Origin of the sequence: Pseudomonas sp. MYb541 (assembly GCF_037479595.1) — a bacterium.
Lineage (GTDB): Bacteria > Pseudomonadota > Gammaproteobacteria > Pseudomonadales > Pseudomonadaceae > Aquipseudomonas > Aquipseudomonas canadensis.
In genome coordinates this window covers 61,179-76,100 of the sequence record NZ_JBBGYS010000010.1, presented here as the reverse complement: position 1 = coordinate 76,100, position 14,922 = coordinate 61,179, and the positions used below count along the sequence as shown (strand labels likewise).

15 protein-coding genes and 1 pseudogene are annotated in these 14,922 nt (G+C 59.4%); 9 read left to right on the top strand and 7 right to left on the bottom strand.

Annotated elements, in window-relative coordinates; translation table 11 throughout:
• Positions 1–39 precede the first annotated feature (39 nt).
• The 4 genes and pseudogenes from WH299_RS29645 to WH299_RS08650 all read right to left on the bottom strand — a co-directional run.
• A pseudogene (locus WH299_RS29645) lies at positions 40–189 on the bottom strand (IS4 family transposase); the annotation flags it as partial.
• A 152-nt stretch (positions 190–341) separates the two neighbouring features.
• Positions 342–854, bottom strand: coding sequence for a flavin reductase family protein (locus WH299_RS08660; RefSeq protein ID WP_123474401.1), 513 nt, complete (start codon positions 852–854; stop codon positions 342–344).
• A gap of 100 nt (positions 855–954) precedes the next feature.
• Positions 955–1,983, bottom strand: coding sequence for a methionine synthase (locus WH299_RS08655; protein ID WP_068932097.1), 1,029 nt, complete (start codon positions 1,981–1,983; stop codon positions 955–957).
• Between the two features lie 26 nt (positions 1,984–2,009).
• Complete coding sequence (locus tag WH299_RS08650) at positions 2,010–2,993, bottom strand: DUF1852 domain-containing protein (protein ID WP_339550057.1); 984 nt, start codon at positions 2,991–2,993, stop codon at positions 2,010–2,012.
• Positions 2,994–3,439: 446 nt separating this feature from the next.
• Here WH299_RS08650 and WH299_RS08645 point away from each other — a divergent pair, with 446 nt between their 5' ends.
• Together WH299_RS08645 and WH299_RS08640 are read left to right on the top strand one after the other, a co-directional pair.
• Positions 3,440–3,898 carry an Hsp20 family protein gene (locus WH299_RS08645; protein WP_028617212.1) on the top strand — a complete coding sequence of 153 codons (459 nt, stop codon included), beginning with the start codon at positions 3,440–3,442 and terminating at the stop codon, positions 3,896–3,898.
• Positions 3,899–4,044: 146 nt separating this feature from the next.
• Entirely contained in the window at positions 4,045–4,968 is a 924-nt protein-coding gene (locus WH299_RS08640) for a LysR family transcriptional regulator (RefSeq protein WP_339550056.1), read from the top strand.
• Here WH299_RS08640 and WH299_RS08635 read toward each other — a convergent pair.
• Positions 4,871–5,575, bottom strand: coding sequence for a TetR/AcrR family transcriptional regulator (locus WH299_RS08635; protein ID WP_122725832.1), 705 nt, complete (start codon positions 5,573–5,575; stop codon positions 4,871–4,873). The two genes, WH299_RS08640 and WH299_RS08635, sit on opposite strands and share 98 nt — an antisense overlap.
• A 121-nt stretch (positions 5,576–5,696) precedes the next feature.
• Here WH299_RS08635 and WH299_RS08630 point away from each other — a divergent pair, with 121 nt between their 5' ends.
• From WH299_RS08630 to WH299_RS08605, 6 genes are all read left to right on the top strand, one after another.
• The gene (locus WH299_RS08630) at positions 5,697–6,908 is read left to right on the top strand and encodes an MFS transporter (protein ID WP_339550055.1); all 1,212 of its coding nucleotides are present in this window, start codon (positions 5,697–5,699) and stop codon (positions 6,906–6,908) included.
• A gap of 61 nt (positions 6,909–6,969) precedes the next feature.
• Positions 6,970–7,404, top strand: coding sequence for a hypothetical protein (locus WH299_RS08625; RefSeq protein ID WP_122725836.1), 435 nt, complete (start codon positions 6,970–6,972; stop codon positions 7,402–7,404).
• A complete protein-coding gene (locus WH299_RS08620; RefSeq protein WP_339550054.1) occupies positions 7,401–8,861 on the top strand; it encodes an ATPase domain-containing protein in 1,461 nt (486 codons plus the stop codon). The genes WH299_RS08625 and WH299_RS08620 overlap by 4 nt, the downstream gene beginning before the upstream one ends.
• 8 nt (positions 8,862–8,869) lie before the next feature.
• A complete protein-coding gene (locus tag WH299_RS08615) occupies positions 8,870–9,889 on the top strand; it encodes a sensor histidine kinase (RefSeq protein ID WP_339550053.1) in 1,020 nt (339 codons plus the stop codon).
• Positions 9,890–10,022: 133 nt separating this feature from the next.
• On the top strand, positions 10,023–10,820 hold the full coding sequence (locus WH299_RS08610) for a DNA/RNA non-specific endonuclease (RefSeq protein ID WP_028617205.1): 798 nt from the start codon (positions 10,023–10,025) through the stop codon (positions 10,818–10,820).
• Between the two features lie 385 nt (positions 10,821–11,205).
• Positions 11,206–12,417, top strand: coding sequence for a YeeE/YedE family protein (locus WH299_RS08605; protein ID WP_339550052.1), 1,212 nt, complete (start codon positions 11,206–11,208; stop codon positions 12,415–12,417).
• 1 nt (position 12,418) lies between these two features.
• On the opposite strand, the gene WH299_RS08600 is transcribed toward WH299_RS08605, so the two are convergent.
• Entirely contained in the window at positions 12,419–12,580 is a 162-nt protein-coding gene (locus tag WH299_RS08600; RefSeq protein ID WP_122725846.1) for a DUF2986 domain-containing protein, read from the bottom strand.
• Between the two features lie 139 nt (positions 12,581–12,719).
• Here WH299_RS08600 and panB point away from each other — a divergent pair, with 139 nt between their 5' ends.
• The gene (gene panB / locus WH299_RS08595) at positions 12,720–13,535 is read left to right on the top strand and encodes a 3-methyl-2-oxobutanoate hydroxymethyltransferase (RefSeq protein WP_122725848.1); all 816 of its coding nucleotides are present in this window, start codon (positions 12,720–12,722) and stop codon (positions 13,533–13,535) included.
• Here panB and WH299_RS08590 read toward each other — a convergent pair.
• Positions 13,523–14,917 carry an aminotransferase-like domain-containing protein gene (locus WH299_RS08590; RefSeq protein ID WP_323624220.1) on the bottom strand — a complete coding sequence of 465 codons (1,395 nt, stop codon included), beginning with the start codon at positions 14,915–14,917 and terminating at the stop codon, positions 13,523–13,525. The genes panB and WH299_RS08590 overlap by 13 nt on opposite strands.
• Between the last annotated feature and the right edge of the window lie 5 nt (positions 14,918–14,922).

Below are 14,922 nucleotides of genomic sequence, written 5' to 3'. Positions count from 1 at the left end.
TTGGGTCTTCGTTTTATGGCGCGTGGCTCGATCCTGCCTCATCCAGGACGGCCGTTTCTTGGGCTTTTTCAACTCAACCAAATGATCTTCCTCTCCCAAAAATTTCCCCAGTTGAAAGTCGGTGCTGCACCGTCGAGCACCGTATTGCTCGAACACCCCGTCCACGCCTCGTCGTTGCAGTTCGCACAGTGTCCAGTCCTGAAATAGGTTTACACCTATTTCAGGACTGGACAGCCCCAGTGCACCTAACAGCTTGCAAATGACTGTTAATCATTGGGTCGATTCGAGTCCAGGTCGTGGAGGCAGATAGCGACATAAAAAAGAGCCGTACAAATAAACCCTCAAACGATGCCATGCACACCTATGTTGCAATATTGCCCTTTGAAATACAGCAATGGCCGCGTCGCAACAGCTTCTTTGGATAAATCCAGCGCTTTCACTTCACCAATCACGATCAGGTGATCACCCGCGACGTGCTCGGCGTGGATTTCACAATCCAGCCAATGCAGGCTGCCGGCAATGACCGGATTACCCAGCGGCGATTCCTGCCATTCGATGCCGTGCCATTTATCCGTGCCTCGACGGGCGAACTGGTTGGAAATCCTGACCTGCTCAACTGACAGGATATTCACCGCGAATCGACCTGCCTGGCGAATCTTGGGATAGCTGGCCGAGTTGGACATGACGCTGAATGACACCAGCGGCGGGCTCATCGACACGCTATAGAATGACTGGCAAGTAAAGCCAATCGGCTCGTCATCCACATGGGATGTAATCACCGTGATACCGGATGCGTAGTGACCGAGCGCTTCGCGAAAGCACAATGGCTCGATAGCGGTTTTGGAAAGCGACATAGTCAATCCTGAATAGTGAGTGCTGTTTGAAAGCGCAAAGGCACGAAGTGGCGCGGCACTTTCTATCCTGTCGTGCACCGCTTGCGGCCTTCACCCGGCACTAGTTCGAGAGCTCTCTTCGAACGATTTCTGCACCTGCACTCAGTGCATTCAGCTTGCCTCTGGCTACCTGGCGAGGCAGCGGGGCCATGCCACAGTTGGTGCAAGGGTAGAGCTTGTCGGCGTCCACAAATTGCAGCGCTTTGCGGAGGGTGTTGGCGACTTCCTCGGGCGTTTCAATGGTGTGGTTGGCCACATCAATGGCCCCTACCATCACTTTTTTGCCGCGAATAAGTTCGATCAGATCCATGGGGACATGCGAGTTGTGACATTCCAGCGAGATGATATCGATGCTGGATTTTTGCAGCTTTGGAAAGGCTTCTTCGTACTGTCGCCACTCTGAACCCAGCGTCTTCTTCCAATCGGTATTGGCCTTGATGCCATAGCCATAGCAAATATGCACAGCCGTTTCACATTTGAGGCCTTCAATGGCCCTTTCCAGGGTGGCCACGCCCCAATCATTCACCTCGTCAAAGAAAACATTAAAGGCCGGCTCGTCAAACTGGATAATGTCGACACCCGCCGCCTCCAGTTCCCTGGCTTCCTGATTGAGAATCTTGGCAAATTCCCACGCCAGCTTTTCGCGACTTTTATAGTGGTTGTCATACAGCGTGTCGATCATCGTCATGGGGCCTGGCAGCGCCCACTTTATCGGCTGCCTGGTTTGTTGGCGCAAGAACTTGGCGTCCTCAACAAACACAGGCTTTTGGCGAGACACTGCGCCCACGACCGTGGGGACGCTTGCATCATAGCGATCACGAATCCGGACGGTTTCACGTTTCTCAAAGTCAACGCCGTCCAGGTGTTCAATGAAGGTCGTGACGAAGTGTTGGCGTGTTTGTTCGCCATCGCTGACGATGTCAATGCCGGCGTGTTGTTGTTCTTGCAACGACAAACGCAAAGCATCGTGTTTGCCTTCAACCAGTGCCTCGTCTTGCAGTTTCCAGGGTGACCAAAGCGTTTCAGGTTGGGCAAGCCAAACGGGTTTAGGCAGGCTGCCAGCAGTTGAAGTGGGTAGTAATTTTTTCACGATGGGTGACCTTGTATTCTGATAAGTCAAAGCGCGCAATGAGCGGACCACTGCTCAAGAACAGCGTGGTAGGGTTTGATGAAGTTCTCTTCGACAAACTTTCCTTGCTCGATAGCCAGCCGGCTACGTTCTTCTCGATCATAAACAATCAGGGTTAACGAATAGTCCTGATGCTTCAAACTGGGTTGGTAGGATTGTCCGGCTGCCGAGTTAGCGTTGTAAATCTCAGGCCGGTAGATCTTTTGGAACGTGTCCATGGTGCTGATGGTGCTGATCAGCTCAAGAGGGGTGTAATCACTGAGCAAATCGCCAGAAAAATAAAATGCCAATGGCGCAACGCTGTTGGACGGCATGAAGTAGCGAACCTTCAACCCCATCTTCTTGAAATATTCATCGGTTAACGAGTATTCATCCTGCTGGTATTCAATGCCCAAGACCGGGTGCTGGTTCTCGGTCCGGTGGTAGGTTTTGGTGTTCGAAACGCTCAGGCAGATAACCGGTGGTTTATTAAAATTTTCTTTGTAGGCGTCTGAGTTGACGAAGCACTTGAATAGCTTTCCGTGCAGCTCGCCAAAGTTCTCCGGCGTGCTGAATTGTGGCTGATCCTTGTTGTGCCCCAACAACACCACGCTAAAGTCATAATCACGCACGTAAGAGGAGAAGTTATTGCCTACAATGCCTTCAATACGCTCGTTGGTCGTGTGATCAATAATGTTCGATTTCAATATTTCAATCAGGGGGATGGCGTTGGTACGGCTGCCCACATCGATAGCCATCTCAACAGAAATGATTTCAAGTTCGACGGTGTAACGATCACCTTTGGGGTTGTCCCAATGCGCCAGGGTATTAAAGCGGTTGTCAATCATCCTCAACGTATTGCGCAGGTTCTCTTGACGACTTTTGCCTCTCGCCAAATTGGCAAAGTTGGTCGTGATGCGCGTGTTTTCGGACGGTTGATAGTTTTCGTCGAAACGAATTCGCTTAATGCTGAACGTGAATGCTTTGCTCATTACCCTGGCACCCTGATGTCTGAGATAAACCTGAAAGAACGTCTCATCTGGTTTTCACTCAGAGGTCTTTACAGTGTCTTTAATTAACAAACATTCTAGGCTGGGCGATTGCTTGAGTGAAAATGAATTGATTTCACTGAACCGTTAGCCCTACTCATGACGGGGCAGCGAATAAAGAAAAGCCTGCAGCGATGCAGGCTTTAACCAGATCTATGCCGAGTTCGCCACCCTGGCCGACGGCCCGACGCGCCAGTTGCCGTTCAAGCGGGGCATCGTCGGTGGCGTGGGCCCGCAGCTACCGCATTTCCTCAGGCCCCCGTGCACCGGATAAAATTTTTTTGTGGGTGCCGCTTGAAAATTTATCGCCTGAACCTATTTAGGTTTTACGCGATGCCGAATCCGGGTCGCGTACCAAATCACTTGGAGAAACCTCAGGAGATTTTGCAATGGCTACTACTCTTTCGTTGGCCCCACTGTTCCGCCATTCTGTCGGCTTTGACCGTTTCAACGACCTTTTCGAATCGGCGCTTCGCAGCGAGGCCGGTACCACCTATCCACCCCACAACGTCGAAAAGCATGGCGATGACCACTACCGAATCGTCATCGCAGCCGCAGGCCTGGTGGAAGATGACCTGGAAATCCAGGTGGAAAAGGGCGTGTTGACGGTCGCCGGCGGCAAACGTGAACATAACGAGGGCATCACCTACCTGCACCAAGGCATCGCCCAGCGCGCGTTCCGTCTGTCGTTCCGCCTGGTCGACCACATCGAGGTGCAAGGCGCGCAGCTTTCCAATGGTTTACTGAGCATCGACTTGCTCAGGGTAGTACCGGAGGAAGCCAAGCCTAAACGCATTGCGATTGGTGGCGCTGCCAAGGCTGATGTGAAATCCATTGGCGAGCAGTGAGTTGAAATGAATAAAGGCGCTCTAAGGAGCGCCTTTATTCGTAAGCCCCGTCGCTAACGCGCAGGCAATAGGGGTTGAAGCAAGAGGTGGCGCAACTGGCACAGGCGTGCTGCAATTTCTCCCGGCTGTTGTTATAGGGAGCGATCATGAAACGCCATTTCGAAGATTTGCAGCTCGGCAGTATCGAACTCTTCTGCCTCGCCGCCGAAGCCAGCAGCTTCACCGCCGCCGCGCAGGTGGCGGGTGTCACCCCGGCTGCCGTGAGCCGCAGCATTTCGCGCCTGGAAGAACGCCTGGGTTCACGCCTGTTTGTGCGCACCACCCGCAGCATCCGTCTCACCGACAGCGGCCGGACGTTCTTCGAGCAATGCCGCCAGGCCCTGACCCAGCTGGTGGAAGCCCAACAGGAAGTGATGGGCGCACAGGCCGTGCCGTCGGGCTTGCTGCGCATTAGCATTCCTACCACCTACGCCCATCACCGCTTGTTGCCGCTACTGCCGAAGTTTCGTGCGCTGTACCCACAAGTCACGGTGGATATCCACATCAGCAACCGCAATATCGACTTTGTCGCCGAAGGGTATGACCTGGCCATCCGCGTGCGCGCCCAGCCGGACTCGTCGCTGATTGCACGCCTGTTGGAAGAAGGCGAATTGGTGATAGTGGCGTCACCGTCCTACCTGAAGCGCGCCGGCATCCCACAGACGTTGGAAGATTTGCCCGCCCATGAATGCATCCAGTACGAACTGCCGAGCAGTGGCCGGCGCATCTCATGGTTATTTCAGGTGGATGGCAAGCCTCAGGAATATGCGGGGGAGGCGGGGTACAGTTGCTCCGACGATGTACTTGGCGGCGTGACCCTGGCCAAGCATGGCGCGGGGTTGTTCCAGACCTACAAGTTCATTGTCGAGCAGGAGTTGGCCACTGGCAGCCTGGTGGAGGTGTTGCAACCGTTTGGCGGGCGCTCGCGGCCGTTTACCTTGTTGTATCCCCATGGGCGCTATGTGCCGCATCGGGTGCGGGCGTTTGTGGATTTCCTGATGCAGTGTCGGGACGAATGGGCGGCGCCGTAGAGGCGGCGATATCCCAGGTCAACAGCAGTTGGCTGATCGCTGCGTCGATGGTTGCATGGGGCACATTGTCCCGCGCCAGGATCGAAATGCCCTGCAGGAAGCTGTCAAACACCGTCGCCATCACGTCTGGGTTGAGCGTTTTCGGCAACTGGCCCAGGCGCATCGCCCGCTCCACACACGCTACAATCCCCGCACTGGTGCGTCGTCGCGACTGCGTCAACCCGCCCGCCACCCGCGCATTCTCCGGGCTCGGAGCGCTCATCACCCCCAGCGCTACCATGCAGCCCTTGGGGTGGCCGTCTTCGCACTGCATGCGCGCCGACTGGCGCAGTGCTGTTTCAACCGCCTTGCGCGGTAACAGGCTTTCGTCCCACAGGCACTCGGTGACCTGGGCGTAGGTTGCCAGATAACGCTGCACGCATTCATCGAACAACGCCTCTTTGGAGCCGAACGCCGCGTAAAAACTCGGCGCGGAAATACCGCCACCCAAGCCGGCCTTGAGCTGGGCGAGGGAGGTGGCGTCGTAGCCGTGCTGCCAGAACAGGTGCAACGCCTGGTCTACGGCGTGTTCGCGGTCGAAAGTGCGGGGGCGGCCCATCTGTGCCATGTCTGGTCTCCGGTGGATAGCGAGATAAATACTAGTCGATACATAAGTCGTTGACAACGCACTGCGCTCGCCTGCAACATTTATATCGATCAGTATCTAAGTCCCGCTCAAGGAGTTTCCCGTGACCCCCTCACTTACGTTACCGGCGTCATCCGACCGTTTGCCCATCGGTGCTTTGCTTGCCCTGGCCATGACCGGCTTCATCTGCATCGTCACCGAAACGCTACCGGCGGGCCTGTTGCCGTTGATCAGCGAGGGGCTGGCGATTTCGCCGTCGATGGCCGGGCAGATGGTCACGGCCTATGCCTTGGGCTCGGTGCTGGCGGTGATTCCCATGACCATCGCCACCCGTGGCTGGCGGCGGCGCAATGTGTTGTTGCTGACCATCGTCGGCTTTTTGCTGTTTAACTCCATCACCGCGTTGTCGTCTCACTACGGCGTGACCCTGGTGGCGCGGTTCTTTGCCGGTGTGGCGGCGGGCCTGGCCTGGAGCCTGCTGGCCGGTTACGCCCGGCGCATGGTTGCGCCGCACCAACAGGGCAGGGCACTGGCACTGGCGATGGTCGGTACGCCGATTGCTTTGTCGTTGGGTGTGCCGTTGGGTACGTGGCTGGGTGGGCTGGTGGGCTGGCGCACGACCTTTGGCTTGATGTCGGCGGTGAGCCTGGTGTTGATTGCGTGGGTGTTGGTGAAAGTCCCGGACTACGCGCCTCAACCCGCGCATCAACGCCTGTCCTTGGGCAAGGTGTTGGCCACACCGGGCGTACGGCCGGTGCTGGCGGTGGTGATCAGCTGGATGCTGGCGCACAACATGCTCTACACCTACATTGCGCCGTTCGTGGTTCCTGCCGGTTTGACGGACCGAGTCGACTTGGTGCTGTTGGTGTTCGGGGTCGCCGCGTTGGCAGGGATCTGGCTTACGGCCAAATTGGTCGAGCCGCTGCTGCGTAAAACCGTGCTGGTGAGTTTGGTGACCTTTGCGGCGATAAGCCTGGTGTTCGGCTTCCTGGGGAATGTACCTGAGGTGATCTACGTCGGCGTAGCGGTGTGGGGCCTGAGTTTCGGCGGCGCCGCGACCTTGCTGCAAACCGCCTTGGCCGATGCGGCGGGGGACGGCGCGGACGTGGCGCTGTCGCTGAATGTGGTGGCGTGGAACAGCGCGATTGCTGGCAGCGGTGTGGTCGGCGGGGTGTTGCTGGACACCTGGGGCGTGGCGTCGTTTCCGTGGGCCATGCTGGTGTTGATCGGGGTGGCGCTGGTGATCGCGTGGGCGGCGCGCGAGCATGGTTTCAAGCCCGGGCAACGGGCGGGTGCGGCAGTCGTGGCGCATTAAACCCTCGGTCGGGCGCCATAAGGTGTAGGCTGGGTCTCAATTCATCGGATATTAGCCCTTCATGTCCACGCTAAGCGAAGAGAGCCGCCAGATCGTAGCTTCTCTGGCGCACCGTGTTGGTCCCACCGCTGATATTGCAGGCATCGCCGACGCGATCATTTCGATATTGCAGGACATGGACGCAGCACTCACGCCCATCATCGGGCAGCAAGGCTGTGTCGCACTGTTGCGCCGCAGCCTGCACCTCAGTGCCTCGTCCCATGCCCGCTTGGCCGGTACTTACGAGCATTTGCAGGCAACGCCCGACCGTGACGGCCTCAAGGCCGTATTGCTCGAGCAGAGTGAAGCCGATGCGCTGTTTTTCGGTGAGGTGCTGCTGACCACCTTCTACACCTTGCTCACCTCGCTGATCGGACCCTCGCTGACCGCCCGTTTATTGCGCGACGTGTGGGCACCTTCTTTGAGCGACACCCCTTCGCAGGAAAATTCGCCATGAGCACCAAAGTAACTATCAACCGCCTGGCTACCGGTGTGCCAGGTCTGGACGAGGTGCTGGGCGGAGGTTTGCCGGAGTTTTCGTTCAACCTGATCGCCGGCCCGCCCGGCTGTGGCAAGACCACCCTGGCGCATCAGATGATGTTTGCCCTGGCGACACCCGAACGTCCCGCGCTGTTTTTCACGGTGCTGGGCGAGCCGCCGCTGAAGATGCTGCGTTATCAGCAGCAGTTCGACTTTTTCGACGACGAAGCGATCAGCCAGTCGATCCGCTACATCAACTTGGCCGACGACACCCTGGCCGGAGACCTGGATGAAGTGCTGCGGCGCATTGTCAGCGAAGTGGAGGCGCACTCGCCGTCGCTGGTGTTTGTCGACTCCTTCCGCTCGGTGGTGATGGCCAGCCAGACCCAGCACAATCCCAATAACAACCTGCCGCAGTTCGTTCAACAACTGGGCATGTTGATGACCACCTGGCAGGCGACCACATTCCTGATTGGCGAGTATTTCACCGAGACCGACACCAACCCGATTTTCACCGTGGCCGATGGGCTGATCTGGATGCGCCAGAGCGTCGAACGCAATTCGATGGTGCGCAAGCTGGAAATCATGAAAATGCGCGGCCAACCGACTTTGCCGGGGCTGCACACCTTCCGTATCGCCAGTTCCGGCATCAAGGTTTTTGCACCGGCCGCGCTGAACCCGGTCGATAAACCGATGACACTGCCTGTGCAGCGCCTGAAAATGGGCGTACCACGCCTTGACGAGATGCTCGGCGGCGGATTGCCACGGGGTTATTCACTGCTGGTTGCAGGGCCTTCGGGGTCGGGTAAAAGCGTTTTGGCGGCGACCTTCCTGGCCGAGGGCGCGCGCAGTGGCGAAACCGGGGTTGTCGCGGTGTTTGAGCAACGCCCCAACCACTCGCAAAACGCGGTGCTGGCCGATTTGATCGCAAGCGGGAAGGTCGGTTTGGTGGACAGTCGGGCGCCTGACCTGTCGATTGACGAAATTGTTCACTTGCTCCTCAGCGAAATCACCCGCTTGAGTGCCACGCGGGTGGTCATCGATTCGTTGTCGGGCTTTGAGCTGGCTCTCGCGCCGACGTTCCGCGCGGACTTCCGTGAGTCGTTGTCACGCATGGTCACCGCGTTGACCCGCGCCGGCGTCAGCGTGTTGATGACCTCGGAACTGGAAGACCGCTACACCGACCTGCGCTTCAGTCCCTACGGCACGGCGTTCCTGACCGATGCGATCATCGTGCAGCGCTACATCGAAGTACGCAGCCGATTGTTGCGCATCATGGCCGTGGTCAAGGTGCGCGCCAGTGCTCACTGCGATGAGTTGCGCCAATACCACATCAATGACGACGGCCTGCAGATCGGCGAGATGCTGCCTGATCAGGAGGGGCTGCTGGGTGGTCGCCCGACTACCCGGCGCACAGGGAGTGACAATGTTTGAGCTGACGTATGAATAACGGCGCCGGAGAAGACGAGCGCAGGGTCGCCAATGCGGCCCACGAACTCTTCCTGCTCGGTCGCAAAACCGTTAAAGCCCGCGCCGTGTTGGCTGCGCTGCAGGACCAGTTGAGCGACGCGAACAATCGTCTGGAGGACGCTCAGCACGTCGAACAATTGGTCGAAGCCAATCAGCAGTTGGTGCTGGCAATACTCCTTGCGCAATCCGATGCGACTGCGGCGCCTCAGGCCGAAGAGCAGCAGCTGTTCCAGGAACTGCGCGAAGCGAATGCGCAGTTGGTAATCGCCGCGCTCAGCGCTCAGGACCTTCAGGGCACCGCCGAACGTGCGCTGGGCCAGCAGAAAAGTATCCTGGCGATGGTGGCCCATGAACTGCGCAACCCGCTGACACCCATCAGCATGATCGCCGAGCGCATGGTCAGGTTGCCCAGCGACCAACTGCCGCGCATGCGTGAGTTGATCGAAGGCCAGGTTCAGCATATATCCCAGCTGGTCGACGACCTGCTGGATGTGTCGCGCGCCAGCACCGGCAAGCTGCGCATCCACTGCCGTGAGGTGGACATGCTGCGCATCCTCAATGCTGCTGTCGATACCTGTAGTCCAGTGATGATCGCGCGTAACCAGCAATTTGATGTGGCGCTTCCCGACGCTAGCCTGCTGATGAACGGCGACCCGGTGAGGCTTGCGCAGATACTGCACAACTTGCTGGGTAACGCAGCCAAGTACACCCAAGCGGGTGGCAAAATCTCGATGGTTGTCGCCGTCGAGGCCGAGCAGGTGAGGATCAGCATTTGTGACAACGGCATCGGTGTGACCGCCAAGGCTTTGCCGTTCATTTTTGATCCTTACGTGCAAGACGCACACGCTATCGGTTTCAACAGTGCTGGCCTGGGTATTGGCTTGACCGTCGTGCGCGAACTGGTGGAAGCCCACGGCGGCACGGTGACGGGCATGAGTGAGGGCCACGGCAAGGGCAGCGAGTTTGTGGTGATGCTGCCGCTATTGGCATAACGGGGCGAGCGCGCGGCACCAAATTGGCTTATGAGGGTCCATAAGCTCCGCCCGATCGCCTGAGGTCGTGCGTCTGTCGGCTCAGCGCCTCGGAGCCTGTCGTCCGTTTCACCCTCACCATAAGATCTAACGCATGTACCTACGCAACATTGCAGTCGGGCTGTCGGCCCTTGTTTTGCTTTGCGCCGCTGTCGACGCTCGCAGCCTGGCCAATCCCTATTCCCCCGCGCAGCAACGCAGTTCGTTTGAAGGTTGTGCGCAACTTTTCCCCGCCACCACGCCGATCAAAACCGCCACCGTCCCGGCATCGATGAAGCCTCTGGCGCTGTGCTCCGACACCTTTGCGGTGCTGTACTCGCAAACCAGCAAGACGCCGCTGGTGGTGGTCGAACGTCTGAACGCCGCGCAGTTGAAAGACGCCAAAGGCGAGGAACGCACCAACCAGTTCTACCCCGACCCACGCATCCCCAAGGCGGGGCGCGCGGAGCTGAGTGACTACCGCAGCCAGCATCCGGCGGTGGACCGCGGCCACCAGGCTCCGGCCGCTGATGCGCCTGACGCCCACGCCATGGCCCAGTCGTTCGCGCTGTCGAACATGGTGCCGCAAGACCCGACCAACAACCGCAAGATCTGGAGCAAGGTCGAGGCCGACGTGCGCAAGTTCGCCAAGCGTGCTGGCGGCGATGTGTATGTGTTCACCGGCCCGTTGTTCGATGCTGGCTACGGCACCATCGGGGACAACAAGGTCTGGGTGCCGACGCGCCTGTTCAAGCTGGTGTACGACGCCTCCAGCAAACGTGCCTGGGCGTATGTGCTGCCCAATGCCGAGACGCGCATTCAAAAACCGATGGATTACGAGACGTTTGTGAAGAGCACCGGGCTCAGGTTGTTGGGGGATCTTCCGGTGTCGGGGTCGGTGGGGCGGACCTGACAGCCGGACCTGGATGTTGGGGTTGACCGAGTACATATCCGTTATTTAGGTAACGGCTGATATGGGTTCCGCCCTTACGGCGGCTCACTTTGCAAAAGCGGCAAAGTAAGCAAAACGCTCTTGCCCCAACACTCGGCACCTCGCCTAGGCTCGGTGTGCCCGTAATCCGACATGGATTTGGGGGGCCGCCGCCACGCGCCATCCATGGCGCGGGGCGGCTAAACCGGCATCCCTGCCGGTTTACCCCCCAAATCCCTGTCGAATTCCGGCCAGCGTGTTTGACGGGGCGCCTGAGATCAAAAGCAAGATCAAGAGCGGCTCGCTTCGCATCGTGGTTAGCGCTTGGGTTTATACTCGCGCCCATTCAAACCTATCGAGATACCCCATGAACACCTCTGTTCCTCTCGCTCCCGTGCGCAAGCCCGTTGCGCCGTTGGTGGCCTTTATCATCCTGGTGCTGGGCGCCTTGTTCCTGCAAAACAGCGTCGGCTCGCACCAGGTGCTGTTGCTGGTGGTTGGCGCGGTACTGGGTTTGACCCTCTACCACGCCGCCTTTGGGTTTACCTCGGCCTGGCGCGTGTTCATCAATGATCGCCGTGGCGCCGGTTTGCGTGCGCAGATGGTGATGCTGGCGATCGCGGTGCTGTTGTTCTTCCCGGCGTTGGGGGCGGGCAGTTTGTTCGGGCAGCCGGTGGTCGGGCTGGTGGCGCCGGCCGGGGTGTCGGTGGTGTTTGGGGCGTTCATCTTTGGCATCGGCATGCAGTTGGGCGGCGGGTGTGCGTCGGGCACGCTGTTCACCGTGGGCGGCGGCAATGCGCGCATGCTGGTGACGTTGTTCTTCTTTATCTGTGGTTCGCTGATCGCCACGCACCACGTGGACTGGTGGTTTGCGCTGCCGGCCTTCCCGGCGGTGTCCATCGTCAAGAGCTTCGGCGTGGTGCCGGCGATGGGCCTGAGCCTGGCGGTGTTCGCGATCATTGCGCTGGTGACCGTGCGCCTGGAGAAGCGCCGTCATGGTCAATTGGAGGAGGGCGTGAAAAGCGAGCACCAAGGCCTGCGCCGCTTCCTGCGCGGACCGTGGCCATTGGTGTGGGGCGCCATCGGCCTGGCTTTGCTTAACTACGCCACCCTGGCATTGGCGGGGCGGCCTTGGGGCATTACCTCGGCGTTTGCGCTGTGGGGGGCCAAAGTCGCCAGTGGCTTGGGTGTGGACGTAGCCAGCTGGGCGTTCTGGCAGATGCCGGGCAACGCCAAGGCCCTGGCTGCACCGGTGTGGGAAGATATCACCAGCGTGATGGATATCGGTATCGTCCTCGGCGCGTTGTTGGCCGCCGGCCTGGCCGGGCGTTTCGCCCCCAGCCTGAAGATTCCGGCGCGCTCACTGGTGGCTGCGGTGATCGGCGGCCTGCTGCTCGGCTACGGTTCGCGCTTGGCGTACGGCTGCAACATCGGCGCGTACTTCAGCGGCATCGCCTCGGGCAGCCTGCATGGCTGGGTATGGCTGGTGGCGGCGTTCATTGGCAACAGCGTGGGTGTGCGTCTGCGACCGTTTTTCTTTGCGGGTGAGCGGCCGCAGGTGGCATTGAGCGGTTGCTGAATCAGCTTTCCGAGGAACTGTCTGGCGCCTGAGCCGCTTCAGCCGCCAGCTTTTCCCGATCCGCCTTGCTGATGTATTTATCCTTTTTCTTCGGCGCCAATTTCGCGTTGGCCTTCCTGGCTTTTTCCTTGAAGAGCTGCTGGAGTTTTTTCTGGCGGTTCATGTCGTTCTACCCGGGTTGTTCAGGCTCGGGATGATACCAGCTTCGCTCACTGGGTCGCTTTTTAGCGCCGATCTGTGCATTGAATCGCCTGTCCTTTCGCCAATAATCGGGTGCTCCACCGCACAACGGAAGTCACCAGATGAGCCTCCACACCCGCACTAAACGCCTGACCGTCCCACAATTGGTTGCCATGAAAGGGCAGCAGAAAATCGTCTCTCTGACGGCCTACTCCAGTGCCATCGCCAAGCTGATCGATCCGTTGGTCGATTTCATCCTGATCGGCGATTCCACGGCCATGGTCGGTTATGGCCGGCCTTCGACCTTGAGCATGCAGCTTGAAGAAATCATCGGCCACACCCGCGCCGTGGTCGACAGCACGCGCCTGGCGTGTGTCATTGCCGACATGCCGTTTGGCAGTTATCAGGAATCCAACGAGCAGGCCTTTCGCAATTGCGCCCAGGTGCTGGCGCGCACGGGCTGCGATGCCGTGAAGCTGGAGGCCAACCAGGCCTTGGCCGGCACTGTCGAATTCCTGGTGGCGCGGGGTATTCCGGTGATGGCCCATATAGGACTGATGCCGCAATTCATCAACGTGATGGGCGGCTTCAAGGCTCAGGGCCTCACCGCTGAAGCCGGCGCGCGGATTGCCGAGGACGCACGGGCCAATCTGCAGGCGGGGGCGTTCAGCCTGGTGCTCGAAGGCGTGGCTGAAGGCGTGGCCCGTCAGATCACCCTCGACTCGAAAATGCCGACTATCGGCATCGGCGCATCACCGGCCTGCGACGGCCAAGTGCTGGTCACTGAAGATGTGCTGGGCCTGGGTGGTGAACACCTGCCGCGCTTCGTCAAACAGTACGCGGATGTGGGGGCAGTGATCCGCGACGCCTGCGAGCGGTTTGCCGAAGACGTTCGCCACGGCCGCTTCCCAGAGGCGCGGCACTGCTACGGGCTCTGACGAACCGCGTGCGACAACTGCTCCACGGCCTGGGCGATATCCTTGCTCCAATCGAGGGTGAAGCTCAGGCGCAGGTGCTGTTTCCAGCTGCCTTGCTGGCTGAACAGTTCACCGGGGGCGATGACGATGCGCTCGGCCAGCAAGCGTTCGAGCACCTGGCGCATGTCGACCGGGTGCGTCGCCGCAAGCCAGAAGCACGCGCCGCCTTGCGGAGTCATGACCTCAAAGGCGCCCTGGGCGTATTCGTCCAGCAGGTTTTTCATGCGGATCATGCACTCGTGCAGCAAGGCCCGCAGCTTGTGCAGGTGCGCGACGATGCGTTTGGAGGTGTACAGCTTGGCGATCGCTTTCTGACGGATCGGTGAGAGGCGAAACGCCCGTTCCAGGAACAAACGCTGCAACTGCGGCTCACACGCACGGCACAGCACATAACCATAGGGGGCTTCCGAGCCGATCACCTTGTCGAAGGTCGAGAAAACCAGCAGCTTCTGTGGGTCGGCAAAGTCGCGATAGCGCGCCGGTTGGGGCGCGAAATACAAGTCGCCGTACGTGTCGTTTTCGAACAACCAGATAGCCCGCTCCGCCAGCCACCGGCAGACCTGCTGCTTATCCTCGGCGGGCATGCGGCTGCCGTGGGGAATGTTCACGGTGGATGACAGCACTGCCAGGCGGACGGGCGTATGTTCGAGCAGTTCATTCAGGGCCAGCAGGTCGAAACGACCGTTGTGGTCCAGGTGCAGTTCGATCACACGGATGTTCGCCGCCTGCAACTGGCGCAGGATCGCCCACGAACACGGAGACTCTACCAGCGCCACGCTGCCTGCCAGGTCCAGGGCGTTGAGCGCCAGCTCCAACACACTGTGCAGGTCCGCACCGATGTACACCTGATCGGCCTGCCAGTAGTTGCCCGTGGAACAGGTGTAGCGTTCAGCCAATGCCGCGCGCAACTCGGGCTCGCCGAAGGGCAGGTACTGCGGTGTCAGGGCGCGCGGGTAGTGGCGGGCCAGTTCGCGCTCGATCATCAGCAGCGGGTTTTCCAGCGACAGCAGGATGGCCGGGACGTCGGCGCTCAACGCCAGCATGCCCGGTTGGCGGGAGTTGGCGAAGACCTGGTCGAGCAGGTTGGATGAGCGTTCAGTCGACAAAGGCGCGGGTATCCACCGCGTGAAATAACCGAGCTTGGGCCGTGCGTAGATCCGTCCCTCATCCTCCAGCAACGAATAGGCGTATTTGGTGGTCGACACCGACACGCCGAGGCGCTGCGCCAATTGGCGCAGGGACGGCAGTTTTTGCTCGCTTTGCGCGGGGCCAGCCTCGATCAGCTCGACGAGGTAGCGGTACACCGCTTGATAGGCGAAAGCGGTGTCCTTGGGGTTAGCCATGCGTA

Excerpts from the sequence above, each read along its gene's own strand:
- panB (WP_122725848.1), top strand. The coding sequence starts at position 12,720 with ATGAGCCTCCACACCCGCACTAAACGCCTGACCGTCCCACAATTGGTT.
- WH299_RS08640 (WP_339550056.1), top strand. The coding sequence starts at position 4,045 with ATGAAACGCCATTTCGAAGATTTGCAGCTCGGCAGTATCGAACTCTTC.
- WH299_RS08625 (WP_122725836.1), top strand. The coding sequence starts at position 6,970 with ATGTCCACGCTAAGCGAAGAGAGCCGCCAGATCGTAGCTTCTCTGGCG.
- WH299_RS08605 (WP_339550052.1), top strand. The coding sequence starts at position 11,206 with ATGAACACCTCTGTTCCTCTCGCTCCCGTGCGCAAGCCCGTTGCGCCG.
- WH299_RS08610 (WP_028617205.1), top strand. The coding sequence starts at position 10,023 with ATGTACCTACGCAACATTGCAGTCGGGCTGTCGGCCCTTGTTTTGCTT.
- WH299_RS08590 (WP_323624220.1), bottom strand. The coding sequence starts at position 14,917 with ATGGCTAACCCCAAGGACACCGCTTTCGCCTATCAAGCGGTGTACCGC.
- WH299_RS08645 (WP_028617212.1), top strand. The coding sequence starts at position 3,440 with ATGGCTACTACTCTTTCGTTGGCCCCACTGTTCCGCCATTCTGTCGGC.
- WH299_RS08650 (WP_339550057.1), bottom strand. The coding sequence starts at position 2,993 with ATGAGCAAAGCATTCACGTTCAGCATTAAGCGAATTCGTTTCGACGAA.
- WH299_RS08635 (WP_122725832.1), bottom strand. The coding sequence starts at position 5,575 with ATGGCACAGATGGGCCGCCCCCGCACTTTCGACCGCGAACACGCCGTA.
- WH299_RS08615 (WP_339550053.1), top strand. The coding sequence starts at position 8,870 with ATGAATAACGGCGCCGGAGAAGACGAGCGCAGGGTCGCCAATGCGGCC.
- WH299_RS08600 (WP_122725846.1), bottom strand. The coding sequence starts at position 12,580 with ATGAACCGCCAGAAAAAACTCCAGCAGCTCTTCAAGGAAAAAGCCAGG.
- WH299_RS08660 (WP_123474401.1), bottom strand. The coding sequence starts at position 854 with ATGTCGCTTTCCAAAACCGCTATCGAGCCATTGTGCTTTCGCGAAGCG.
- WH299_RS08620 (WP_339550054.1), top strand. The coding sequence starts at position 7,401 with ATGAGCACCAAAGTAACTATCAACCGCCTGGCTACCGGTGTGCCAGGT.